This window comes from Rhizobium sp. Root708, from assembly GCF_001429725.1.
Taxonomy (GTDB): Bacteria; Pseudomonadota; Alphaproteobacteria; order Rhizobiales; family Rhizobiaceae; genus Rhizobium.
In genome coordinates, this window is the sequence record NZ_LMHV01000012.1 from 358,081 (window position 1) to 381,363 (window position 23,283).

At 62.0% G+C, this 23,283-nt stretch carries 21 protein-coding genes; 8 read left to right on the top strand and 13 right to left on the bottom strand.

What is annotated here, in order from left to right; genetic code table 11:
• Nucleotides 1-25: 25 nt before the first annotated feature.
• Nucleotides 26-601 carry a winged helix-turn-helix transcriptional regulator gene (locus tag ASE04_RS12195; RefSeq protein ID WP_056817344.1) on the top strand — a complete coding sequence of 192 codons (576 nt, stop codon included), beginning with the start codon at nt 26-28 and terminating at the stop codon, nt 599-601.
• Here the strand turns inward: ASE04_RS12195 and ASE04_RS12200 are convergent.
• Together ASE04_RS12200 and ASE04_RS12205 are read right to left on the bottom strand one after the other, a co-directional pair.
• Entirely contained in the window at nt 527-1,330 is an 804-nt protein-coding gene (locus ASE04_RS12200) for a TIGR02186 family protein (protein WP_056817346.1), read from the bottom strand. The genes ASE04_RS12195 and ASE04_RS12200 overlap by 75 nt on opposite strands.
• The gene (locus tag ASE04_RS12205) at nt 1,330-2,253 is read right to left on the bottom strand and encodes a sulfite exporter TauE/SafE family protein (RefSeq protein WP_056817349.1); all 924 of its coding nucleotides are present in this window, start codon (nt 2,251-2,253) and stop codon (nt 1,330-1,332) included. The genes ASE04_RS12200 and ASE04_RS12205 overlap by 1 nt, the downstream gene beginning before the upstream one ends.
• A gap of 251 nt (nt 2,254-2,504) precedes the next feature.
• Between ASE04_RS12205 and ASE04_RS12210 the strand changes: the two genes are divergently transcribed.
• The gene (locus tag ASE04_RS12210; RefSeq protein WP_082597320.1) at nt 2,505-3,104 is read left to right on the top strand and encodes a DUF922 domain-containing Zn-dependent protease; all 600 of its coding nucleotides are present in this window, start codon (nt 2,505-2,507) and stop codon (nt 3,102-3,104) included.
• Between the two features lie 18 nt (nt 3,105-3,122).
• On the opposite strand, the gene ASE04_RS12215 is transcribed toward ASE04_RS12210, so the two are convergent.
• The 3 genes from ASE04_RS12215 to ASE04_RS12225 form a co-directional block, all read right to left on the bottom strand.
• Nucleotides 3,123-3,752: a TerC family protein gene (locus ASE04_RS12215; RefSeq protein ID WP_056817702.1), complete on the bottom strand. Its 630-nt coding sequence runs from the start codon at nt 3,750-3,752 to the stop codon at nt 3,123-3,125.
• Between the two features lie 205 nt (nt 3,753-3,957).
• A complete protein-coding gene (locus ASE04_RS12220; RefSeq protein WP_056817353.1) occupies nt 3,958-7,761 on the bottom strand; it encodes a peptidoglycan-binding protein in 3,804 nt (1,267 codons plus the stop codon).
• Between the two features lie 303 nt (nt 7,762-8,064).
• Nucleotides 8,065-8,523 (bottom strand): Lrp/AsnC family transcriptional regulator, encoded by a 459-nt coding sequence (locus ASE04_RS12225; protein WP_056817358.1) that lies wholly within the window; start codon nt 8,521-8,523, stop codon nt 8,065-8,067.
• A 121-nt stretch (nt 8,524-8,644) separates the two neighbouring features.
• Between ASE04_RS12225 and ASE04_RS12230 the strand changes: the two genes are divergently transcribed.
• Nucleotides 8,645-9,928 (top strand): cystathionine gamma-synthase family protein, encoded by a 1,284-nt coding sequence (locus ASE04_RS12230; RefSeq protein WP_056817362.1) that lies wholly within the window; start codon nt 8,645-8,647, stop codon nt 9,926-9,928.
• Nucleotides 9,929-9,939: 11 nt separating this feature from the next.
• Here the strand turns inward: ASE04_RS12230 and ASE04_RS12235 are convergent, their stop codons facing one another.
• The 5 genes from ASE04_RS12235 to ASE04_RS12255 form a co-directional block, all read right to left on the bottom strand.
• Entirely contained in the window at nt 9,940-10,311 is a 372-nt protein-coding gene (locus tag ASE04_RS12235; protein WP_056817365.1) for a hypothetical protein, read from the bottom strand.
• 198 nt (nt 10,312-10,509) lie between these two features.
• The gene (locus ASE04_RS12240) at nt 10,510-11,529 is read right to left on the bottom strand and encodes a sensor histidine kinase (protein ID WP_056817371.1); all 1,020 of its coding nucleotides are present in this window, start codon (nt 11,527-11,529) and stop codon (nt 10,510-10,512) included.
• Between the two features lie 16 nt (nt 11,530-11,545).
• The gene (locus tag ASE04_RS12245; protein ID WP_056817375.1) at nt 11,546-11,983 is read right to left on the bottom strand and encodes a response regulator; all 438 of its coding nucleotides are present in this window, start codon (nt 11,981-11,983) and stop codon (nt 11,546-11,548) included.
• Nucleotides 11,980-13,473: a sensor histidine kinase gene (locus ASE04_RS12250; RefSeq protein ID WP_156408762.1), complete on the bottom strand. Its 1,494-nt coding sequence runs from the start codon at nt 13,471-13,473 to the stop codon at nt 11,980-11,982. The genes ASE04_RS12245 and ASE04_RS12250 overlap by 4 nt, the downstream gene beginning before the upstream one ends.
• 129 nt (nt 13,474-13,602) lie before the next feature.
• Nucleotides 13,603-14,076: a VOC family protein gene (locus tag ASE04_RS12255; protein WP_056817379.1), complete on the bottom strand. Its 474-nt coding sequence runs from the start codon at nt 14,074-14,076 to the stop codon at nt 13,603-13,605.
• Nucleotides 14,077-14,278: 202 nt separating this feature from the next.
• Between ASE04_RS12255 and ASE04_RS12260 the strand changes: the two genes are divergently transcribed.
• Genes ASE04_RS12260 through ASE04_RS12275 form a run of 4 tightly spaced genes read left to right on the top strand, consistent with a single transcriptional unit; the run spans nt 14,279 to nt 19,797 of the window.
• Entirely contained in the window at nt 14,279-16,075 is a 1,797-nt protein-coding gene (locus ASE04_RS12260; protein WP_056817382.1) for an acyl-CoA dehydrogenase C-terminal domain-containing protein, read from the top strand.
• A gap of 36 nt (nt 16,076-16,111) precedes the next feature.
• Nucleotides 16,112-17,320, top strand: a complete 1,209-nt coding sequence (locus tag ASE04_RS12265; RefSeq protein WP_056817385.1) for an acetyl-CoA C-acetyltransferase — start codon at nt 16,112-16,114, stop codon at nt 17,318-17,320.
• A gap of 11 nt (nt 17,321-17,331) precedes the next feature.
• Nucleotides 17,332-17,547: a hypothetical protein gene (locus ASE04_RS12270; protein ID WP_056817389.1), complete on the top strand. Its 216-nt coding sequence runs from the start codon at nt 17,332-17,334 to the stop codon at nt 17,545-17,547.
• A 33-nt stretch (nt 17,548-17,580) separates the two neighbouring features.
• The gene (locus ASE04_RS12275; RefSeq protein ID WP_056817392.1) at nt 17,581-19,797 is read left to right on the top strand and encodes a 3-hydroxyacyl-CoA dehydrogenase NAD-binding domain-containing protein; all 2,217 of its coding nucleotides are present in this window, start codon (nt 17,581-17,583) and stop codon (nt 19,795-19,797) included.
• 58 nt (nt 19,798-19,855) lie between these two features.
• Here the strand turns inward: ASE04_RS12275 and ASE04_RS12280 are convergent, their stop codons facing one another.
• Nucleotides 19,856-20,260: a VOC family protein gene (locus ASE04_RS12280; protein ID WP_056817397.1), complete on the bottom strand. Its 405-nt coding sequence runs from the start codon at nt 20,258-20,260 to the stop codon at nt 19,856-19,858.
• Nucleotides 20,261-20,481: 221 nt separating this feature from the next.
• Here ASE04_RS12280 and ASE04_RS12285 point away from each other — a divergent pair, with 221 nt between their 5' ends.
• Nucleotides 20,482-21,411: a lytic transglycosylase domain-containing protein gene (locus ASE04_RS12285; protein WP_056817403.1), complete on the top strand. Its 930-nt coding sequence runs from the start codon at nt 20,482-20,484 to the stop codon at nt 21,409-21,411.
• Between the two features lie 16 nt (nt 21,412-21,427).
• Here the strand turns inward: ASE04_RS12285 and greA are convergent, their stop codons facing one another.
• Both greA and ASE04_RS12295 read right to left on the bottom strand, forming a co-directional pair.
• Nucleotides 21,428-21,910: a transcription elongation factor GreA gene (gene greA, locus ASE04_RS12290; RefSeq protein WP_056817406.1), complete on the bottom strand. Its 483-nt coding sequence runs from the start codon at nt 21,908-21,910 to the stop codon at nt 21,428-21,430.
• A 165-nt stretch (nt 21,911-22,075) separates the two neighbouring features.
• Nucleotides 22,076-23,281: an MFS transporter gene (locus ASE04_RS12295; protein ID WP_056817409.1), complete on the bottom strand. Its 1,206-nt coding sequence runs from the start codon at nt 23,279-23,281 to the stop codon at nt 22,076-22,078.
• Nucleotides 23,282-23,283: the final 2 nt, after the last annotated feature.

Consider the following 23,283-nt stretch of genomic DNA (forward strand, 5'->3'; position numbering starts at 1 on the left):
AAATGCAAGCAGTTTTGGAGATGCAATGGAAGAGCTTCACCGATCGGGATGCCCGATAAATCTGACGCTGGAGATATTGGGCGACCGATGGAGCCTGATCGTGATCCGCGACATCATGTTTGGCAACCGGCGTCATTTCCGCGAGTTGCTGCAGAATTCGCAGGAGCGCATCGCGTCCAATATCCTTGCGGATCGGTTACGGCGTCTCGTCGATCGGGGACTGCTGACCCGCGAGGACGACCCGACCCACAAGCAGAAAGCGATCTACAGCCTCACCGAAATGGCGATCGACCTTGTGCCCTTGCTTGCGCAGATGGGGGCCTGGGGACGCAAGCATCTACCCGTATCCGAGGAACTGTCGATCCGCGCCGAGTTGCTGGAAAACGGCGGTCAGGCGCTCTGGAACGATTTCATGGAGGAGCTGCGGGCCAAACATCTCGGCAAGCAGCTTCCACCGGGGACTCCATCGGTTCTGGCCGGGTTGACCAAGGCCTATCTCGATGTGCTGGCGAAGAAGGCCGGCTGCTCAGTCCTTGCGGAAAATGACACTGGCGCTCCAGCCGGTCACCAGGGCCAGAAATACGGCGAAAACGCCGTATGAGATCGGCCGCTCGTGGGCCGCATCCGTGATCATCTGTTCGATCCCGGTCTTGATGACGCGCAGAGGCACCGATTTGTCGGTGACGAATTTCCCGCTCTTGAAGAGATAGGCGCGCACAGTGTGGACGCCGTTCGGGATGTTGGCCGGCAGGCGCAGGCTCGCCTTGAAGAGGTTCGAACTGACGAAGCGCACGCCGCTCGGATCGCGGTCGTACAGCCCGCCTTTTTCCTGCAGCCGCCGAAACGCCTGCCGAAATTCGCCGAGGTTGCTGGCATTGCCGACAAAGCCGACCGGCGAGAGAGGGATGTGGTCGATGCCGATCCCCTGCTCTGTCAGGTCGAGCGGGGTCGTGACGTCGTCGAGCATTCGCGAGCTCGACATCGAATAGGAATGCGGAACGGCTTCGAAGGTCATCGACCGCGTGTTGATCCAGATGCCGAAGACGCGCTCTTTCCGGCGCACGGTGGCATTGTCGCGCGGGCCCTCGAGGACCACCACGACGTCGTACTGACCGATCGCCAGCAGCAGGCTGTCGGTGTTGGTCACCGCGCCGAAAATCGTCAGGTCCGCGCCATGGAAATCCGAGGTGATGGCGATTTCGCTGGTCGACGTACCGATCTCCAGGCCTTCGGCGGTCACCGCCTGCGTCGCCTGCCCGGGCAGCAAGATCTGCGCGCCGGCAACGGCTGGCAGCAGCAAGAGCAGCAGAGCGGCGGTGAGAAGACGCATCAGTTTCCGCCTCCCATCACGACGGAATAGATGTCGGCCGGCGTTACGACGAGGGCGACGGCAAGACGAAGGCCGACGGCAAGCACGAGAAGGCCGAGCAGGGCGCGCAACTGCTCGCCGCGCAGCTTCTGGCCGACGCGCACGCCGTATTGTGCCCCGATCACCCCGGCGACCATCAGAATGAGCGCGAGCACGATATCGACGGAAAAGTTCGTCGCGGCCTGGACGACCGTCGTGTAGGCGGTGACGAAAATGATCTGGAAGAGGGACGTGCCGACAACGACGTTGGTCGGGATCCGCAGCAGATAGATCATCGCGGGCACCATAATGAAGCCGCCGCCGACGCCCATGACCGAGGTGAGGATACCGATGGCGAAGCCGAGCGCCACGATCGGGATGACGCTGAGGAAGATCTTCGACTTCTTGAAGCGCATCTTCAGCGGCAGGCGGTGAACCCAGTGATGGTGCCCGGGCTTGCGCGCAGCCGGCGGGATGTTCTTTGCCGAACGGCGCATCGCGTTGACGCTTTCGAGCAGCATCAGCGCGCCGACGGTGCCGAGGAAGACGACGTAGAGCAACGAGATGAAGAGGTCGAGTTGGCCGAGCCGCCGCAAGAGCGAGAAGATCCATATTCCGACGGTCGCGCCCGTCAGACCGCCGACAAGCAGGACACCACCCAGCTTGACGTCAAGCGTGCCGCGCCGGAAATGCGTTATCGCGCCCGATATGGACGATGCGACGACCTGGTTTGCCCCGGTGGCAACCGCGACGACGGGCGGAATGTTGTAGAAGATCAGCAATGGTGTGATCAGGAAGCCGCCGCCGACGCCGAACATACCGGACAAAAAGCCCACGGCGGCGCCCATGCCGAGAATGATGAAGATGTTCACCGACAATTCTGCGATGGGCAGATAAATTGTCACAGCCGACCCCGATCCCTGATCTGCCCGATCGGCAGACGCGCTCCCGTATTTCCTTCGAAAGAGGCATCATACGGCGAAATCGTTGCCATAGGCTTTCGATCAGCGACATGCGCTCCCCTCATATGTGAAGAATTATGAATAATCAGGCTTTTTTAGGTTTTTACGACAGGCTGGAGAACCTCGGCGCGCCTGTTGAATGCGACTGGTTCCGATCCTAGATTGCCGCGATCGCGAACTGATTTGGGGGCAGCGTGAAGGCGGACGCACGAATTCTATTCCTTGCGCTTCTATGCGTATTCGGTCCGGCGACCGCATCGGCGCAATGGCAGCCATCGGAGGAGGTCCGAACCTATTCGATCTCGGGAAAGACGGGGGCCGAACTATACGGCTCGATCGGGGAGCGAGGGCCCGAGGTCGGTGGTGGGGTTCGCACCATCGCCCATACGACGTTCAGGCTGACCTGGCAGCGGAAATACGAACCGCGCGATGGCGCCTGCGTCCTCGCCTCCGCAAAGCCGAAGCTGGTGCTGATCTACACGCTGCCGAAACCCTCGACATCGCTTTCCCCGACCGTAAAAGCGAGTTGGGATACCTTTCTGGATGGCGTGCGCAAGCACGAGAAGGTTCACGGCACGATCATTACGGAGATGGTCCATGACATCGAAGCGATGAGCGTCGGGTTCTCGGCGCCAGACGATCCCGATTGCCGCAAGATCCGTGTCGAGCTCACGAAACGATTGGGTCAACTCTCCGACAAGCAACGCGAACGCGGTCGCGAATTCGACCGCGTCGAGATGGGGCAGGGCGGAAACATCCAGGCTCTGATCCTGGATTTCGTGAACGGGCCCTGAAGTCCGTCCACCGCGTGATCAGCCCGCGGCACCCGCAAGCGGCGCCACATGCGGCCATACCTCGAGCGCGCCGCGATAGATCATGTGGAGTGCAACGTAGAGGATGATGACCAGGCCCACATAGGCGACCCAGTGATAGCGATTGAGCAGCCGCGCGATGAAGTTCGCCGCGACCCCCATCATGGCGATCGACAGGATGAGGCCGATGACGAGAACCGTCGGATGCTCGCGCGCGGCACCGGCAACGGCAAGCACGTTGTCGAGCGACATCGAGACGTCGGCGATGACGATCTGTGTGGCCGCCTGCACGAAGGTTTTGCGCGGTGCCTGGCTCGCGTCGCCGACATCCGCATCGTGGTTGCCGCCGGCCCGCAGCTCACGCCACATCTTCCAGCAGACCCACAGCAGCAGAATGCCGCCGGCGAGCAGCAGGCCGATGATGTCGAGCAGTTGCACGGTCACGCTGGCAAGGGCGATACGCAGTACGGTTGCGGCGAGAATGCCGACGAGGATGGCCTTACGCCTCTGCTCCGGCGCAAGTCCGGCTGCAGCAAGCCCGATCACGACTGCATTGTCGCCGGCGAGAACGAGGTCGATCAAAATGACCTGTAGAAGCGCCAGCAGACCGGCGGACGTGAAAATTTCCATCATGCGATAATCCCTTGCCTAACGCGAAGCGCCTCCCCGGGCGCTACCCACGCATAGAGGATCGCTCCGGCGGGGATCAAGTAGGGGCATCGATGCCATCGACAAGATTGCGGCGGCAACGTTGCCGAAAAAGCACCGCTTCAGGTCAGAAGACGTGAAAACGCCCGCCGGGTTGCACCAGCGGGCGTTCGGTACGCGAGTTGTCTCAGGCCTTGGTCGCCGGTGCCTTGTTGCGTTCCAGAAGGGCCTTGACCGTGTCGTCGTTGATCTTGCCGCTCGGCTCCTGGCCGATGGACTTCTGGAAGCTCTTGATTGCTGCAACCGTCTTTGCGCCGAGCTCGCCGTCCGGATTGCCGGCATCGAAGCCGTTGTTGTTCAGGATCGCCTGGATGTTGCGGATTGCCCGCTTCATGTCGACGGTCGAAGTCTTCGTCGCCGTGCCGTTCCATTCGTCCGGAACATCGACAGCGTTGGTCTTCGTGTTCAGTGGTTCGGCTTTCCAGAGATCGGCCTTGGCGCGCGCCTTCTCCAGCTGGTCGGGCTTCAGGGCGTTGGCCACTTCGTCGCGCTTCTGCGACGCGTCCTTGTCACCGCCCTTGGCCGCGATCGCGAACCACTTGTAGGATTCCGTCAGGTCCTGCGCGACCCCGTTGCCGCGGGCGCAGAGAATGGCGAGGTTGAACTGGCTGTCGGTGATGCCGAGGTTGGCGGCCTTGATGAACCAGTTGGCGGCCTTGGCGTAGTCCTGCTGGCCGAGAGCGCCGGAGGCGTAGAGAACGGCGAGGTTGTGCATGGCGCTGGCATTGCCCTGATCGGCTGCCTGCTCATAATACTGCCTAGCCTTGTTGATGTCGCGCTCGACACCGGTACCCTTCTCGTAAATGCTGCCCATGCGGTATTCGGCCGGTGCGAAGCCCTTGTCGGCCGAGAGCTGGTACCAGCTTATCGCTTCCTTCGGATCCGCAGTGATGCCGGCGCGACCGTCGCTGTAGCGTGCGCCAATCTCGAAGAGAGCCAGCGCGTCGCCGCCCTTGGCCGCGTCCACCAGCGACTTCGGCTGGATGGTGTCGGGAATGGCGATGGTCTCTGTTGCCGGTGCCGGGGCCATGGCGGCGGCAGTCGGCGCGGTGTCCTTCGAGACGAAGGCGGATGCGTCCTGCGGCGTTCCCGAGGGGGCAAGCGTGGTTGCGGCTTCGCCGTTCAAGGGCGCGGCGGCGGTCAGATGTTCCGAGGCAATCTCGGGCGTTGCCGCGGGTGCCTGCGCCTGAGCGCCGTTCTTCTGTGCTGCCGGTGCGGCGGGAGCAGCGGCCTGGTTCTGATCAGGCGCCGTTTCGCTGTCGGTCGGTAGCGGCAAGGCTGCCGGCGGCTCGGCGATCGTCGCGACCTCGGCCGATGGAGCAGGCGTGCCGGTCGTCAGGGTGCGCGCAAGCGGAAATGCCATGATCGCCAGGAGAATTGCGCCGACGGCCAGAAGGATAGGCCGACGGAAGCGGGAAAATGCACCGCCTTTTGCGGTTGCATCCTTGCTCTTGCCCTTCTTCTCGCCTTTCGATCCGGACTTCGCACCAGCGTCGACTTCCATGGCGGCGGCTTGCGCGGCACGGCGGGCGGCGGCGATGTAATCGGCGCGCTCGGTTTCGCTTGCCGGTTTCGCATTGCTGCGGGTGGCTTGCTGGCTGGCCCGTACGCGCTCCAGGATCTTCTTCACATCGGGTGCGCCGGAACCTGGCTCGAGCGGCTCGTTCGCGGCTTCCGGCGGCATGACGTCAACGGGGTCGATCGATGGCGTAGGGTCGATGACCGCGCGTTCGCCGGTCTTCGCTTTCTTGGCGGGCAGCAGGCGTTTTCCGAGGCTGACAAGCAGGCTACCTTTGCCTGGAAGAGCGGTTGCTGCAGGCTTGGTCGCGGCTTCGATCGCGATCGCGCTCGTTTCGCCAGTTGCGATAACAGGGGTTACGGGCTCGCGGAAAGACTCGGCGTCTTGTGCGACAGGAGCGGTGCGGGTTCCGAAGACCGCGGGCCTTTCCGGTTCGTCGGCATCAGCTGGCACCAGCGAATAGGGATCAACGTGGAAGTCGACATCCGCGGCCGGCATGCGCGCTGCTGGGCGTGTCGTTCGGCTTTCCATGTCGTCGAGCCGGTCAGCGATCTGTACCAGCGTCTCGTGCAGCGCCTGGAAGGTCCGATGTGTCCGTTCCTCGCCGTTGCGGCTGAGATCCTCGAGATTGCGAAGATCGGCCGCGAGCGCGTTGAGGGCGGAGATGTCGGCCGGAGCTCCGTGCTGAATTCCGCCGTTGCGGGCATAGGCCTCGACAACAGCTTCCGCAGCCTGGCGAGCGGCCTCGACGATATATTCGTCGCTTGTCGCCATGTAGTCTTCGATGGCGCCCATGCGGCGGTCGAGGTCGGCAGGGATTTCTGCTGGCCGGGGTTCGCTCATCAGGGCCGAGAGATTGGCGATCTGGTCTTCCAGATTGCGCAGCGCCGTCGTGTCCGTTGCCGGAGCCGCGGTGCTCTCGTTGAGGCGTGCAGCGATATCGCTGAGACGGTCCTCGATACGGTGGAACGCGCTTTCATCGATTGCCGGCTGCACCGGTTGAAGCGGCTGGAATTCCATCTCGTCGATGCGGCGCGCGAGGTAGTCGAGCCGCTGTGCCAGCACGTCGTTGACGGAGCCATGCTCGAGCGCGTCGATCTTGCGGGAAATGTCCGACAGCGCGCCCGTCAGTTCCGGCAGGGGCGATACCCGCTGGCTCTGTTCGAGAAGATAGGAGAGGTGCTCGAGGCGCTCGTCGAGGCGCGAGGTGGACTCCGCATTGGCAAGTTCTTCGACACGCGCGGTCAGCGCTTCGAGCCGGTCGGCCAGATTGTCGGTCGGCGCCGAACGGCTGGCAACGCTGTGTCCCATCAGCTCGATCTGTTCGGCAAGGCCAGCCAGTCGGCCTTCCAGGCGATGCATCATCGCCGGATCTCCGCTGGCAGCTGTCCGGCCCGAGGCCGCGATCGCACGGCTGATCTCGTCCAGCCGGCTGTCGACCGAGGCAAACTGGTCCGACATCGAGCGGTCGTACGGCTGGATCATGGTTGCAAACTGTTCCATGGCCGTGGCGATGGAGATCAGCTTGTCCTCGAGCGCGCGGACAGCCGGGCTCTCGCCCATGCCGCTGATGTTGCGCTTGATATCGTCAAGACGATAGGCCACGGCCACGAGCTCTTCCTGCAGGCCCGCCGTATCGACGGATTGCAGGTGTGTCTCGAAGCCATCCCAGCGGTCCTCGATGTGACGGATCGAATCTTCGCGTGCAAGGCCATCCATTAGAGAACGCAGTTCTTCGAACTCGCCGCGCAGGTTCTGCGCATCGGGTGCGTTCGAACGGTTCGTCAGCTGGTCGATGCTCTCGGCAAGCCGGCCCATGTCGGCGCGGATGTCATCGGCGAAATGCCGGTCGGTGGCGCTTGCCTTGATTTCCCTGAGTTCGCCGCGCAGCGCGTTCATTTCGCGGGTCACGCCTTCGGAAATGTCACGCTTCAGGTCTTGGCGCAGACTGACCAGCGCCTGCGCGATCTCGGTCATGGTGTCTTCGGCGCTTGGCTTGCCAGGGGTCGGTATAGCGCTCTGTGGCATTGCCGGGCGCGGAGAAGGAGCAGCGGCACGCTCGGGTGCAGGCGCGTAGCTGCGTGCCGGTTCGCGGGTATAGGTCTGCGGTTCGCGGTTGGAATAGGGCAGCGGCTCGCGCGCTACTGGCCGTTCGCGGCTTGCTTCGAGCATGCGCTGGCGCTGGCGAATCTCTGCGATCGGGTCGGGCCGTGGCTCGGCCGCCGCGTAAGGTGCACGCGGCGCGTAGGCCGGTGCTTCGCGGGCGGGCGCTGCCGGCCGTGGTGCCTGCTCGCGAACGCTATTGCCGATCAAGCCCTCGATACGGGCCTCGAGCCCCTCGATGGTGCGGTTCAGCGCATCAAGCGACGCCCTGTCGGAATGCCGTGTGGTTTGTGTTCGCGATCCGTTCATCTTCTTGCTCGCTTCGACTGTTCGAACCCTCGTCAGGGCCGATCATTGGCTTTTCCGTCAGCGGCCGCACCGAAATGCGAACCAGAGCACCATTCATGAGGAAGTAATCAATTAGGCTTTCCTCAACCTGTACGGCTTAGCGGCATTCAAGAAACGCGAGACTTGAAAGAACGAATGCAGGTCGCCAATGCTCAAACGGCACCTTTCACGAAACGTGGTAAATAACCCGTTAACCGGCGTGAGATTTTTTTAACGATTGTGGCTTCGAGCGCGATTTTCGCACACTGGCGAGGCCCAGCGCGCCTAGACGCGGCGTGCCTTTATCGTGTTCATCACGAAGCTCGTCTCGATCGTGTCGACGCATTTCAGCTTGGCGATCTTCTCCTTGATGAAGCGCTCGTACTGATCGAGCCCCGCGCTCATGACCTTCAGGACATAGTCGCGCGTGCCGGTGACGAGATGGCATTCGAGCACTTCATCCCACTCCAGAACAGCATTCTCGAACATGCGGATTTCGTCTTCGTGCTGACGGCTGAGGCGCACCGACGCGAGGGCCGTCATTGTCCAGCCTTCGATGGCGGGGTCGACGAGAGTGGTGTAGCCTTGAATGATCTCAGCTTCCTCGAGGCGGCGCAGACGCCGAAGGCAGGCAGAGGCCGATAGGCCGACACGTTCCGCAAGCTCGTTGTTGGGCAGCCTCGCATCGCGTGTCAGTTCCTTCAGAATCTTCCGGTCCATGTCATCAGCAATTTTCTGCGCCATATATCCGCTATCTCCGCATTGGATTGCTTCATGAAGGAGGCGCGCGCGTGAAATAGCAAGGATAGGTCGAAGACTTTGATATAATTTGTCCGGTAACACGCCATCGACGCAGGAGATCACCATGACCGCCCCGCATCCCTCCAAGACGCATATCGGCAACCATGCTCTGCACCCGGAAACGCAGATGCTGAACTATGGCTACGATCCCGAGCTTTCGGAGGGCGCGGTGAAGCCGCCGGTCTTCCTGACCTCGACCTTCGTATTCAAATCCGCCGAAGATGGCCGCGATTTCTTCGACTATGTTTCCGGTCGGCGCGAGCCGCCAGCAGGCACGGGCGCGGGCCTCGTCTACTCCCGCTTCAATCATCCGAACAGCGAGATCGTCGAGGATCGGCTGGCGGTCTATGAGCGCACGGAAAGCTGCGCGCTGTTTTCGTCCGGTATGTCGGCAATCGCCACGACCCTGCTCGCCTTCGTTCGCCCTGGAGACGCCGTGCTGCATTCGCAGCCTCTCTATGGTGGCACCGAGACGCTGTTGGCCAAGACGTTTCTGAACCTTGGCGTCGCCGCGGTCGGCTTCGCCGATGGCGTCAGCGAAACCTCGGTACTGGCAGCCGCCGAGGAGGCCATGGCCAAGGGTCGCGTTTCTGTCATCCTGATCGAGACGCCGGCCAATCCGACCAACAGCCTCGTCGACGTCGCCCTGATCGGCCGCGTTGCCGATGTGATTGCGGAACGTCAGCGCCACCGGCCGATCATCGCCTGTGACAACACGCTGCTCGGCCCGGTCTTCCAGCGCCCGATCGAACACGGCGCCGATATCTCGCTCTATTCATTGACGAAATATGTCGGCGGCCATTCCGACTTGATCGCCGGGGCGGCACTCGGTCCCAAGGCTGTGATGAAGCAGGTGAAGGCTCTGCGCGGCGCCATTGGAACGCAGCTCGATCCGCATTCATGCTGGATGCTGGGACGCTCGCTGGAAACGCTGCAGATTCGCATGGAGCGGGCAAACAGCAATGCCCTGACGGTGGCCGATTTCCTGCGCGATCATCCCAAGGTCGCGAAGATCCATTACCTGCCATATCACGAGCCGGATTCGCCGCTTGGCCGGACGTTCGCCGCACAATGCACGGGTGCCGGATCGACCTTCTCGTTCGACATCGCGGGTGGCCAGCCGGCCTCCTTCCGCTTCCTCAACGCCTTGCAGATCTTCAAGCTGGCCGTCAGCCTCGGCGGCACGGAATCGCTGGCAAGCCACCCTGCCACCATGACGCATTCGGGTGTACCGGCTGAAGTCCGTCAGCGGATCGGCGTTCTGGAATCGACCATCCGGCTGTCGATCGGCATCGAGCATCCCGATGATCTCGTTGCCGATCTTACGCAGGCTCTGGACGCCGCCTGAGGGGGCGGCTGTTATGCAGCCGCGGTTTCGCGGACGTCGTCGAGCAGGAAATGAAGGACGACGTACTTCGTCGTGTATTGACGTCCGCTGTCGGAGACGCGCTCCTCGCCGCCGCCATCGGCCGGATGCCAGCGATGATAGTGCGGATTTGTCGTGATCAGCGTGATCGCTTCGCCCAGATGCTTGCCGCCGAGCCGGTAACGCATTTCCGCGAGGGGCCAGATGCGTTCGTAGTCCTCGGTCGCGATGCGCACCTTGAGCGCCTTGCGGCTGACAGCCTCGCTCCGCGAGCCGTCATCGTGAACCACCGCAGGCAGGTCGATGGTCACCTCTTCCGCACCGTCGAGAATGGAGTTGAACTCTTCAGGCCACGTCCGTCTCATGAAATCGCTCCTCCTAAGCTTTTTCGTCGGTTAGCCAGCAAAATCTAGCGTGGATTGCGCACGATGCAAATCCGGAGATCGATCATTCAGTGATGATTTTCGTATCGTATTGAAAAATAGATATAAATCGTTTGTCTTTGTCGCGCTGAAGTTCCGCGATGGTTTGGATAATGCTGTCTTCGTGCAACGGTATTTTGACTATTGCTGCCAGTTGACGGCGACGTATGTGCCCGCAGGCTTGTCGTCATGGCCATAGGTGATGGTCGCGCCGAGCGTGATCGACATGGCGTTGATCAGCCGTGTGCCGAGCCCGGTGCCCTTCGGCCCCTTTGCGCTGTCATAGCCGATGCCGTCGTCTTCCACCGACAGCGTGGCCCTTCCGTTCTGGGTCTGGAGCTTGATCCGGACCTCGCCGCTGCCGCCCGGGTAGGCGTATTTCATCGCGTTGGTGACCAGTTCGATCAGGATGACACCAAGGGCCACGGCCTTGTCGGCGGTGGTGGAGAGCCGACACAGATCGGTCGACAGCGTTGTCCCCCGGGCAGCGGCATTCGTGCTCTGCAGTTCTGCGAGCAGCGGGCCGAGATAGACGTCCAGCTGCACCTCGCCGACATTCTCCGAGGTGTAAAGGCTGCGGTGCACGCCGGCGATCGCGGTGATGCGGTTCTGCGTCTCGTTGAGCGCCGTCTTCGTCTCCTCGCTACCGGCAATCTGCATCTGCATTCGGATCATGGCCGAAACGAGCGACAGGCTGTTGGCGATGCGATGGTTCATCTCGGCCAGCAGAAGCTCCGCCCGCTCCTTGGCGAGAATGAGCTGGCGATCGGCTTCTTCCTTTTCCCGGCGGAGCCGCGCATTTTCCAGCGCCTGTTCTATGGCGCTGATCAGAAGCGGAAAGAAGTCGTCGGTCGCGGTCTTGACCACGTAGTCTGCCGCGCCACCCTTCAGCGCCCGGATCGCCACATCCGCATCGCTCGATCCGGTGACGTAGAGCACCGGCGTCATCTTGCCCCTTTCGGCAATCGCTTCGAGGAAGTTCAGGCCGGTCTGGTTCTCGAAGTAGTGGTCGAGAACGACGGCTTCGAATTCCTCCGCCGCAAACAGCTCGAGGCCGGTTTCGATCGAGGGGGCATGAATGACTTCGAAATCATTGCGCGCAAGAACCCGCGCGGCAAGGCGGGCGAGGGCTGGATCATCGTCGACGTAAAGGATGCGCACAGATGTTGGCTACTCTCTAGGGGACCTGGATAACGGAGAAGAAAAGGCCGAGGTTACGGATGGCGTTGGAGAAGCCGTCGTAATCAACCGGCTTGGTGATGTAGACGTTGGCGCCGAGATCATAGCATTTCTGGATCTCCCGCTCGTCGTCCGTCGTCGTCAGCACGACGACAGGCAGGCGGCGCGTATGCTCGTTGCTCTTGATCTGCTCGAGAATATCAATTCCCGACATGTCGGGCAGATTGAGGTCGAGCAGCACGAGGAGATACCGGTCCTTGCTGACGACGCCATCGCGGTTCGGGCCGAGAATATAGTCGAGAGCGCTTTTGCCGAGCGTGAAGGGTACGATCTCATTGTTCACCCCGGCGCGGCGCACATTCTTTTCGATGAGACGGGCATGCCCCTCGTCATCCTCGATCATGACGATCGTGACTTCCTGACCCGTGGTTTTCATGGTTCCATACTCCGGACAATTTTCGTGAGGTCGGACGGCAGCGTCAGAATGAACGTGCTGCCCTGACCGAGTTCGGACTCGACCGTAATGTCTCCGCCCAAATTTCGTATTAACGAGCGCACATGGGCAAGGCCTATGCCTTCGCCGCGCTGATCCTGCTCTCCGGCCCTGCGAAACAGCTCGAACACGCGTTCGTGGTCCTGAGGCCCGATGCCGCGACCGTTGTCCTTGAAGTCGATCCGAACGCGACCCGGCCCATCGGGGCGGGCATCGACCTCGAGTACAAGGGGCCTGCCGTGCACCTGGTACTTCACAGCATTGTCCAAAAGATTGCCGAAAATCTGTTCAAGCGAGAAACGATCGGTGACGACAGGGCCCGTGCGGACGCGAATGTCCACGGTGCCGCCTGATTCCGACAACTGGTGATGAACGTTGGCGGCGGCGGTTTCCAGCAGTGATTTGAGATCAATCCGGTCCGGCTGCAGCTTCCGGCGCCCGTCACGGGAGATCTTCAGGATGGCGTTGATCAGTGAATCCATCTTCCGTGTCGAAGAACGGATGAAGCCGAGCGCTTCCGGCAGATCCTCTTCAACCGCCAGCCGCGCTTCCCGGATTTCCTCTTCGGTGGGTGTCTTGTTGTCGGAGAGAATATAAGTCGAAACCGACTTCATCGCCGTGTCGAGTTCGCTGAGAAAACCCATGATGTTGACGAGCGGCGCGCGCAGGTCGTGCGTGACGATGTAGGCGAAGCGCTGAATTTCCTGATTGGCGCGGATGACCTCTTCCGTCCGTTCACGCACGCGCGTCTCCAGGCCGACATTGAGGAACTCGACCTCATCGGTCGCGGTCTGCAGGTCGCGCACGTGCTGCACGATGATCAGGATCGCACCGCCGAGCACGATGAGGATCGCGATTGCGCCGCCGACCGTCACCCATTGCAGATTGCCTGCAGCGGAAAGCTGTGCCTGCACGAGCACGCGCAAATGGTCGTCGCTCTGCTCGAGGAAGCTGCCGAGGATCGAACGGACCGCATCCATGTATTCGCGGCCCGCGTCGTCGCGAACGATCGCGATCGCTTCGGCGACCTTGCCTTCCTTTGCAAGCGCAACGGTCGTCGACAGCTCATGAAGCTTGCCTTCGACGGCGGTGTTCAGTGCATCGAGCTGCGGGGCGTAGTTCGGCAACGGCGAAAGGTTGTCGACGAGAGCCTTCCTGCGTTCAGGCAGGTCCTTCAGCGCTTTGTCGTAAGGCGCGAGATAGCCCGGATCGCTCGACAGCAGAAATCCGCGCTGGCCTGTTTCGGCGTCCTGTACGGTCGTCAGGAGTCCGACGATCGAGCTGCGAACGCGGCGCAGCGAGGCCGTCTCTTCGGAGTAATTGTTGTTGGCGCGTACGAGCCAGATGGACGAACCGACAATGCCGAGGAGAATAAGCACTCCAATGGCAAGCATGATCAGACTGGAACGGTAGAAGGCGGCTGTGGAAGTCATTAGGCGTCCGCGATTTCGGTGGGCGCTTACTTCTATACATAGCCATCCCGTAAAGATAGCGCCCTCATAGTATGCCGTTTCAACAATAAATCTCGCAGCGGCAGCTACCGCCGCGAGAGTTCAGTTTCGTCAGCCGTAGGCCTGCGTTAGCTTCGCGATGTCGAGCTTCACCATGCCGAGCATGACCTCCGTGACGCGCTTTGCGCGCTCCGGATCCGGACTGGCGATCATCTCGGACAGGGCCCTCGGCACGATCTGCCAGCAGAGACCCCATCGATCCCGGAGCCAGCCGCACTGCTCTTCCGCGCCGCCGTTCTGCAGGAAGGCGTTCCATATCCGGTCGATCTCTTCCTGCGTTTCACATTCCACCGAGATCGAGAAAGCGTGGTTGAAGGCATCGAGTGGGCCGGCCTGCATCGCCACGAAATCCTGCTGCCCCAGCTTGAACTCGACGATGATGACGCTGCCCGGAGGGCCGCTCGGCGTTTCGACGGGAAGCACGGTTGTGCGTCCCATCGACGAATTCGGAATTGTTGCCACATAGAAATCGACGGCTTGCTTTACATCTTTATCGAACCACAGATTCGACGTGACCTTAAGCATGGCTTCTCCTCCTCGTTTCTCTTCGGCGAAATGTCCGAACAGCCCAAGGACGGTGTGGCCAGGCTCGATCCGACAGCGCGGCGGGTCATTTCTGCAAATTCGGACGCGCCCGATATTTGACGTTTACGCAAACGTCAATATTTTGTAAGAGTCTCTCGAATGCCGGTGTCATCCGGCGTGCCGAATTGGAGGAATTCGAACGATGCCAGTCTACAAGGCCCCGGTTAACGACACGCTCTTCGTGCTGAACGACGTGCTCGGCCTGGAACGCTACAACAATCTCCCGGGGTTTGCCGACGCGACGCCAGACATGATCGAGGCGATTTTGGGCGAGGCTGCGAAGGTCGCCGAGGAAGCGCTCTTTCCACTCAACTATTCCGGCGACCAGGAAGGCTGCACGCGCCGCGAGGATGGCTCGGTCTCGGTGCCGAAGGGCTTCAAGCAGGCATATGATGCCTACTGCCAGGGCGGCTGGACCGGCCTTGCCGTTCCCGAGGAATTCGGCGGTCAGGGCCTTCCCTATGCGCTGCATGCCGCCGTCGGCGAATATACCTCCGCCGCCAACATGTCGCTGATGATGTATCCGGGACTGACCCAGGGCGCGATCGCGGCGATCCTCGTGCATGGCTCGGACGAGCAGAAGCAGACCTATCTGCCGAAAATGGTCTCCGGCGAATGGTCCGGCACGATGAACCTCACCGAGCCGCATTGCGGCACTGATCTCGGCCTGCTGCGTACCAAGGCGGTGCCGCAGGCAGACGGCAGCTACAAACTATCAGGCCAGAAGATCTTCATTTCCGCAGGCGAGCACGACATGACGGACAATATCGTCCATCTGGTGTTGGCCCGCATCGAGGGCGCACCCGAGGGTACCCGGGGCATTTCGCTCTTCATCGTCCCGAAGTTTATGGTCACGGCTGATGGCGCGGTTGGAGCGCGCAACCAGGTCTCCTGCGGCGCGGTCGAGCACAAGATGGGTATTCACGGCAACGCCACCTGCGTCATGAACTATGACGATGCGGCCGGCTTCCTCATTGGCGCCGAGAACAAGGGCCTCAGCGCCATGTTCGTGATGATGAACGAGGCGCGTCTCAGCGTCGGCCTGCAGGGACTGGCAATCTCCGAAATCGCTTACCAGAACGCCGTCAACTATGCCCGCGAGCGCATCCAGGGCCGTTCTCTGTCCGGCCCGAAGGCGCCGGAAAAGAAGGCGGATCCGATCATCGTGCATCCGGATATCCGCCGCACGCTGATGACGATCCGCGCCTTCAACGAGGCCGGCCGCGCCTTCCTGCTCTGGACGGCGCTGAAATCCGACATCGCCCACCGCTCGGCGGACGAGAAGGAGCGCCAGACGGCCGACGATATCCTCGGCCTCGTCACCCCTATCCTCAAGGGCGTCCTGACCGACAAGGGCTTCGACCACGCCGTCATGGCCCAGCAGGTCTTCGGTGGCCACGGTTACATCGAAGAGCACGGCATGAGCCAATATGTGCGCGATGCGCGCATCGCCATGATCTACGAGGGTGCCAACGGCATCCAGGCGCTCGATCTGGTCGGCCGCAAGCTCGGCCAGAACGGCGGCCGCGCCGTCATGGCGCTGTTCAAGGAAATCGGCGATTTCTGCGAGGAAAACCGCAACGACGAACAGATGGCCTTCTTCACCAAGAACCTGAAGAAGGGGTTGAACGACGTGCAGGCGGCAACCATGTGGTTCATGCAGCATGCGATGGCCAAGCCCGACAATGCCGGCGCCGGCTCGACCGACTACATGCACCTCTTCGGTCTCGTCGTGCTCGGCTACATGTGGGCAAAGATGGCGAAGGCCGCCGAGGACGGCATTGCCGCCGGAGAGACGGAGCGCGAGGCCTTCCTTCGCAACAAACTGATCACCGCGCGCTTCTTCATGGAGCGGATCATGCCGGAAACGGCGCTGCGCAAGGCCCGGATCGAAACCGGTGCCGAAACGATGATGACCTTGGCCGCCGAGGCCTTTTGAGTTCAACGGCGCCCGCGCCGACAGGGAGATAGAGGAATGACCGAGGTTTTCATTTACGACCACGTGCGTACGCCACGCGGCCGCGGCAAGAAGGACGGCTCGCTGCACGAAGTACCGTCGGTGCGGCTTGCCGCCAAAACGCTGGAGGCGATCCGCGACCGCAACGGGCTTGATACGGCAACCGTCGACGACATCATCATGGGCTGCGTCGATCCTGTCATGGAAGCCGGCGCCGTGATCCCGCGCGGGGCCGCATTCGAGGCAGGCTACTCCACCAAGGCGCCCGGCATGCAGATTTCCCGCTTCTGCGCCTCCGGTCTCGACGCGGTGAATTTCGGCGCGGCGAAGATCGCCCAGGGCGCCGATGACATCGTCATCGCCGGTGGCGTGGAGAGCATGTCGCGCGTCGGTCTCGGCATGTCCGGCGGCGCCTGGTTCATGGATCCGTCGGTGAACTTCCCGGCCTATTTCATGCCGCAGGGCGTGTCGGCCGACTTGATCGCCACCAAGTACGGCTTCTCCCGCGATGACGTCGACGCCTATGCCGTCGAGAGCCAGAAGCGCGCGGCGAGTGCCTGGGAGAAGGGCTACTTCAAGAACTCCGTCATTCCGGTGAAGGACCAGAACGGCCTAACGATCCTGGCCCATGACGAGCACATGCGCGCGGGCACCGACATGCAGGCGCTGGCGGCGCTCAACCCCTCTTTCCAGATGCCGGGCGAGATGGGTGGCTTCGAAGCCGTCGCCATCCAGGCCCATCCGGAGATCGAGCGCCTCAACTATGTTCACCACGCCGGCAATTCCTCGGGCATCGTCGATGGCGCGGCCGCCGTGCTGCTGGGCTCCAAGGCTGGCGGCGAGAGCATGGGCGTCAAGCCCCGCGGTCGCATCAAGGCCTTCGCCAATATCGGCTCCGACCCGGCGCTGATGCTGACCGGCCCGGTCGACGTCACCGAGAAACTGCTGAAGCGCACGGGCATGACGCTTGCCGACATCGATCTCTTTGAACTCAACGAGGCCTTTGCCGCCGTCGTGCTGCGCTACATGCAGGCCTTCGAGATCCCGCACGACCAGATCAACGTCAACGGCGGCGCCATCGCCATGGGCCACCCGCTCGGCGCCACCGGCGCGATGATTCTCGGCACGGTGCTCGACGAACTGGAGCGGCGCGACCTCAACACTGCGCTCGTCACGCTCTGCATCGGCGCCGGTATGGGCACGGCAACGGTAATCGAACGCGTCTAGGGAAGACCGGGATGGAACGCGAGGTCTACCAGCAGCAAAAGAACGGGATCGAACAGCAGTTCGCGCAGCATAATCTGGAGAAGGATATGGCAGCGGATTACGCCGCCGCCTTCTCGAAGGTGGATGATGGCGCGCAAGTACGCGAGCTCAACTCGGTAAACCGTGCGCTGCTGGTATTTCTTGCTGTGGTTTTGATCGGCTTCGCAGTCCTGGTCGCCGTCTACTGACGAAAACGAATTTGAGGGAAGAGGAATCCCAGAATGACCACCTACACCAATTTCACCGTCGAAACAGACGCGGACGGCATCGCCCTTGTCACCTGGGACATGCCCGGCAAATCCATGAACGTCTTCACCGAAGAGGTGATGGACGAGTTGAATGCCATCGTCGATGCCGTCGTTGCCGATAGCACCGTCAAGGGCGCGGTCATCACCTCAGGCAAGTCGAGCTTTTCCGGCGGCGCCGACCTCTCGATGATCAAGTCGATGTTCGCGCTCTACCAGCATGAAAAGGCTGCCAACCCCGATGGCGCGGCGCAGAAGCTGTTCGATCTCGTCGGCCGCATGACCGGCCTGTTCCGCAAGATCGAAACCTCGGGCAAGCCGTGGGTCTCGGCGATCAACGGAACCTGCATGGGCGGCGCCTTCGAAATGTCGCTTGCCTGCCACGGCCGCGTCGCCTCCAACGCCAAGTCGGTGAAGATCGCGCTTCCCGAGGTCAAGGTCGGCATCTTCCCGGGTGCCGGCGGCACGCAGCGCGTCTCGCGCCTGGCGGACGCCCAGTCGGCCCTGCAGATGATGACGACGGGCCAGTCGCTGACGGCAGCGCGCGCCAAGGCGATGAACCTCCTGCATCAGGTGGTCGAACCGGACCAGCTGATCGCGGCAGCCAGGCAGATGATCAAGGACGGGCTGAAGCCGGTCGCTCCCTGGGACGAAAAGGGCTTCAAGGTGCCCGGCGGCGGCATCTGGACGCCGGCGGCAGCGCAGCTCTGGCCGGCCGCACCGGCGATCCTGCGCCGCGAAACCTCAGGCAACTACCCGGCTGCACTCGCCATCCTCAAATGCGTCTATGAAGGCCTGCAAGTGCCGTTCGACACCGGCCTCAGGATCGAGCAGCGCTACTTCACCGAGATCCTGCAGACCAGCGAAGCCTTCTCGATGATCCGTTCGCTCTTCATTTCCATGCAGGAGCTCGGCAAAGGGGCCCGCCGCCCCGCCGGGATCCCGAAAACGGTGTTGAAGAAAGTGGGTGTCGTCGGCGCCGGTTTCATGGGAGCCTCGATCGCCTACGTGACCGCCGCTGCCGGCATCCCAGTGACCCTCATTGACCGCGACATCGAAGCGGCGACCAAGGGCAAGGGCGTCGGCGAGGGACTGGTGAAAGACTCAGTCGGTAAGGGTCGTCTTACGCAGGATGAGGGCGCGGCGCTGCTGTCGCGTATCACCCCCTCTGCCGACTATGCCGACCTCAAGGATGCCGATCTCGTCATCGAAGCGGTGTTCGAAGACCGCGAGGTCAAGAAGGCCGTGATCGAGGCGGTTGAGGCCGTGTTGCCCGAGGGCGCCATCTTCGCCTCCAACACCTCGACGCTGCCGATCACGGGCCTTGCCAAAAGCTCCAAGCGACCGGTTGATTTCATCGGCGTGCACTTCTTCTCGCCGGTCGAAAAGATGATGCTGACGGAGGTCATTCTCGGCAAGCAGACCGGCGACAAGGCGCTTGCCGTTGCGCTCGATTACGTCGCCGCGATCAGGAAGACGCCCATCGTCGTCAACGACACCCGCGGCTTCTTCGTCAACCGCTGCGTCTTCCGCTACATCCACGAAGCCTACGATATGCTGATCGAAGGCGTGCCGCCCGCGATGATCGAGAATGCCGCGAAGATGGCGGGCATGCCGGTTGGACCGCTATCCCTGAACGACGAGGTGGCGATCGATCTCAGCCAGAAGATCCTCAAGGCGACCGTCGCCGATCTCGGTGAGGCCGCCGTCAATCCCGAACATATGGCGCTGATCAACAGGATGGTCGATGAGCTCGACCGCCGCGGCCGCAAGAACGGCAAGGGCTTCTACGACTATCCGGCGAAACCGGCGAAGAAATCGCTCTGGCCTGAACTGAAGACCTTTTACCCGCAGAAGAAGGCGGGTGAGGTCGATGTCGAGGTGCTGAAGCAGCGCTTCCTCGTCACCATCGCGCTTGAGGCGGCGCGCACCATCGAGGAAGGCATCGTCACCGACCCGCGCGAGGCCGACGTCGGCTCCATCCTCGGATTCGGCTTCGCCCCCTACACCGGCGGCGCCCTCTCCTACATCGACGGCATGGGTGTGAAGACCTTCGTGGAACTCTGCGATAAGCTTGCGGTAACCTACGGCACCCACTTCGAGCCGACAGCACTGCTGAAGGACATGGCTGCCAAGGGCGAGACCTTCTACACCAGGTTCAATCCCTATGCGAAGGAGAAGGAGGCGGCGTAGGCCGCCTTCGCGCGCGCGGCCGGGGCCGCGGCTATGCGTGGTCCCCAGGCTGGACGCCTCAGTCCCGACCGTCGGTAAACTCGACGAGATCCCAGAGATTTCCGTAGAGATCCCTAAATACCGCCACGATGCCGTAGTCGGCATCCTTCGGCTCGCGTACGAACTCCACTCCCTTTCCCGTCAAGCTGCGATAGTCCCGCCAGAAGTCGTCGGTCCGCAGGAAAAGGAAAACCCGTCCACCCGCCTGATCGCCGATGTATTCTTGCTGGTGCGGCGTCGAGGCGCGCGCAAGCAACAGGGAGGCACTTCCGTCGCCGGGTGGCTTCACGACGACCCAGCGCTTGTCCTGCTCCGGCTGATAGCGATCCTCGACGAGGACGAATCCGAGCGTCTGAACATAGAAGTCGATGGCTTCATCGTAGTCGCGCACGACGATGGCGATATAGGTGAGGCTCTGGTTCATCGGGTTGCGTCAGGCTTTCGCTTGGGTTCGCCATGAGTATAGGGAGCGCCGTCCGTTGAGAATACCGCACCGTCGTCTCTGCGCGCTTCCGGGTCCGCCGCGGAAAATTTCCCTCGATGATTGACGGCGTCGTTTTTGCTGCCAAAATTTCGGTCGGGCACCGGCCTTGAGTGATCATCCGGCACCTGCCGCGCAGTCTTGATGCCGATTGAGGTCTGCCAATGATGACATGCCGCGTGACCCGGTTGGCCGTCGCGCTGATTTCGATAGCGTGCGTGATGCACCAGCCCGAGATCGCCTTGGCGGAGCCTCGCGACGTCGATGCCGCGTGCCTTTATACCGGCAATGCCGACGATGGCAGGCCGCTTTGCATCCGCAAGGATCACTTCAATACCGATCTCTGCGAGGTCATCGATCACTTCGCGGCCAGCCGCAACCTGCCACCGGCCTTTTTCGCGCGGCTCATATGGCGTGAGAGTCTCTTCCGACCGGAAGCTGTAAGCCCCAAGGGGGCGGAGGGCATCGCGCAATTCATGCCGGCCACCGCGCGGCGCCGGTCGCTGGAAAACAGTTTTGATGTGGTCAAGGCGCTGGATGCGTCATCGCGATATCTGGATGAGCTGAGGCTCCGTTTCGGCAATCTCGGGCTCGCAGCCGCAGCCTACAATGCCGGTGAAGCCGGCCTGTCTCGTTTCCTTTCCTCCGGCCGTCTGTCGATCGAAACCCGGGATTATGTCTTTGCGATCACCGGCCATATCGTCGAAGCGTGGCGGGACAATCCTCCCGAAAGCGCCGCGCCGGCACTGCAGGACGGAAAGCCGTTTCGCGATGCCTGCATAACGCTTGCCGAGACAAGGCAGATGAACGATCCCGTGCTTGCAGGTTCGGCCGATTGGGCGCCCTGGGGCGTCCAGCTCGCGGCGCACTACAATCCCGCCGTCGCCGACCGGCTGTTTCTCGTCTCTCTTTCAAAGCTGCCGGCGCCATTGAACGCCGAGCGCGCGCTTATCGTCCGTCAGCGAGGCGGAAACTTCGGATACCGGCCGCGTTATGCGGCAAGGATCGGCCAGGAAACGAGGGGCGATGCGACAAAGCTCTGCGGTGCCATTCGCGCCGCCGGCGTTCCCTGCACGGTCTTCCGCAATCGTTAACGGCTGTAGCGGGCGCTTATGAAATCGCGACGATCTCGATTTCCTGCCCGCCGGTTTCGAAGGCATCCCCGACCGCTTTGCCGATGAGAAGCCTCGCCACTGGAGACACGAACGAGATCGATCCGGCTTTCGGATCGGCCTCGTCCTCGCCGACGATCCGGTAGGTCTGGACACGTCCGTCGTCACGGCTGAACGTCACCATGCTTCCGAATGCGACCACGTCCGAGGACGTTGGATCTGGCATGAGCTGCGCCGTGTGAAGTCTGGCCTTGAGATAGCGCAGGTCGCGCATAGGACCTGCCGTCTGTCGCCGCCGCTCGTTGATATCCTCCACGACGCTGGCGGCATCGTAGGCCTCGCGCGCTTCTTTCAGCTGGCGTTCGAGTGCATCAAGACCTGCCTTCGTCACAAGGTTGGGGTGGGGCGAAATCGGCCGGTCGGGGAGCAAGGTCTCCGATGCGGCTTCCGCACTCTCTTCCTTCACAAAGGCAACGCTCAATCGTCCAACTCCAATCCAATACAACAAGCTCAATGCCGCCTCGCGGCCATGGCAGCGCCTTTATGAAGCATAGGCCGACTGCAAATTTGTGCAACTCGCGAAGCCGGCAGCAGTCGGAAATGGCGATGGGGGCACCTCTGCGCCATGCCGTATTGTCAGGCCGCTTCAAGCTGCAGCCGCTGGCTTCTCCCGTCCGTTGCGAATTGCCATCAATCCGGAAATGCTGACGAGAATGATCGCCGTCGCATAGATGTCGGTGGTGAGCGTGTAGCCCAGCGATTTGGCGAGGAACCCCGCCAGGATCGCGGGCAGGCTGAAGGCAAGGTAGCTCTGGATGTAGAAGGCCGACAGCAGGCCCGCCCGCTCCTCGGGTCGAGCAAGCGGCATGATGGTGCCGAGCGCGCCCAGGAAATTGGTGCCGAAGCCGGCGCCGGTCAGCAGCGTTCCGAGCAGCAGCAAAGTGACGCTGGCAAGATGAACACCGCCGACAACGGTCAGGATGCCGAGCGTGGTCGTCAACGTCCCGATCGCAAGGTTTGCATTCGCTGCCTTGCTGCGGCGAAGGAAGACGGTGGCAGCGCCCGAGGCCATGAGTGCCGTCACGACAGCACCGCCCGTCAACGGCGCATGATTGCCTGTCGTGGTCACCACAAGCGAGGGGACGAGCGAGAGATAGAAACCGCCCAGCGTCCAGTTGGCGATGTTGATCGGCGTCACCAGCGATAGCGGGCGCCGGATCTGCGGCGGGACCGCGATGCTTGGCTTCAGCGCGTTCCAGAAGCCGGGACGCCTTCCGCCTGTCTCCGGCGTTGCCCAGATCGCCACTGCCTGTACGACGAAAGCGGCGAGCAGCAGTGCATAGACGAGATGCAGCGGGAAGGGGCCGTATTGGATGAGCGCGCTCGTACCGAGTGCCCCGATCGCCATCCCCGACAGCGGCGCGATGGAGTTGACGAGCTGCCCTTTCGCGCGGTCGACATCGACCAGTGCCGCGCCGATCGAAGCGCCGGCGATCCCGGTGGCGAGACCCTGAACGATGCGCGCGGCGATCAACCAGCCGGGGCCGCTGGCAATGACGAAAAGCCCCATCGCAAGAATTTCAATGATCAGGGCGGCGAAGATGACAGGCTTGCGGCCAAGATGATCCGAAATCGAGCCGGCGATCAGCAATGCCCCGAGGAGTGCAAAGGCATACACGGCAAAGACAAGGGTGATGAGCACAGGAGAGATGGCGAAACTCTCCTGGTAGATGCGGTAGAGGGGCGTGGGCGCTGCCGAAGCGCCGAAGAACGTGCCGAGCGTGACGGCGTGGAAGGCGACGGGGTTTTTCGGGGAGTACGGAGTTTCTCTGGATTCGCGGGAGGACAGCATCT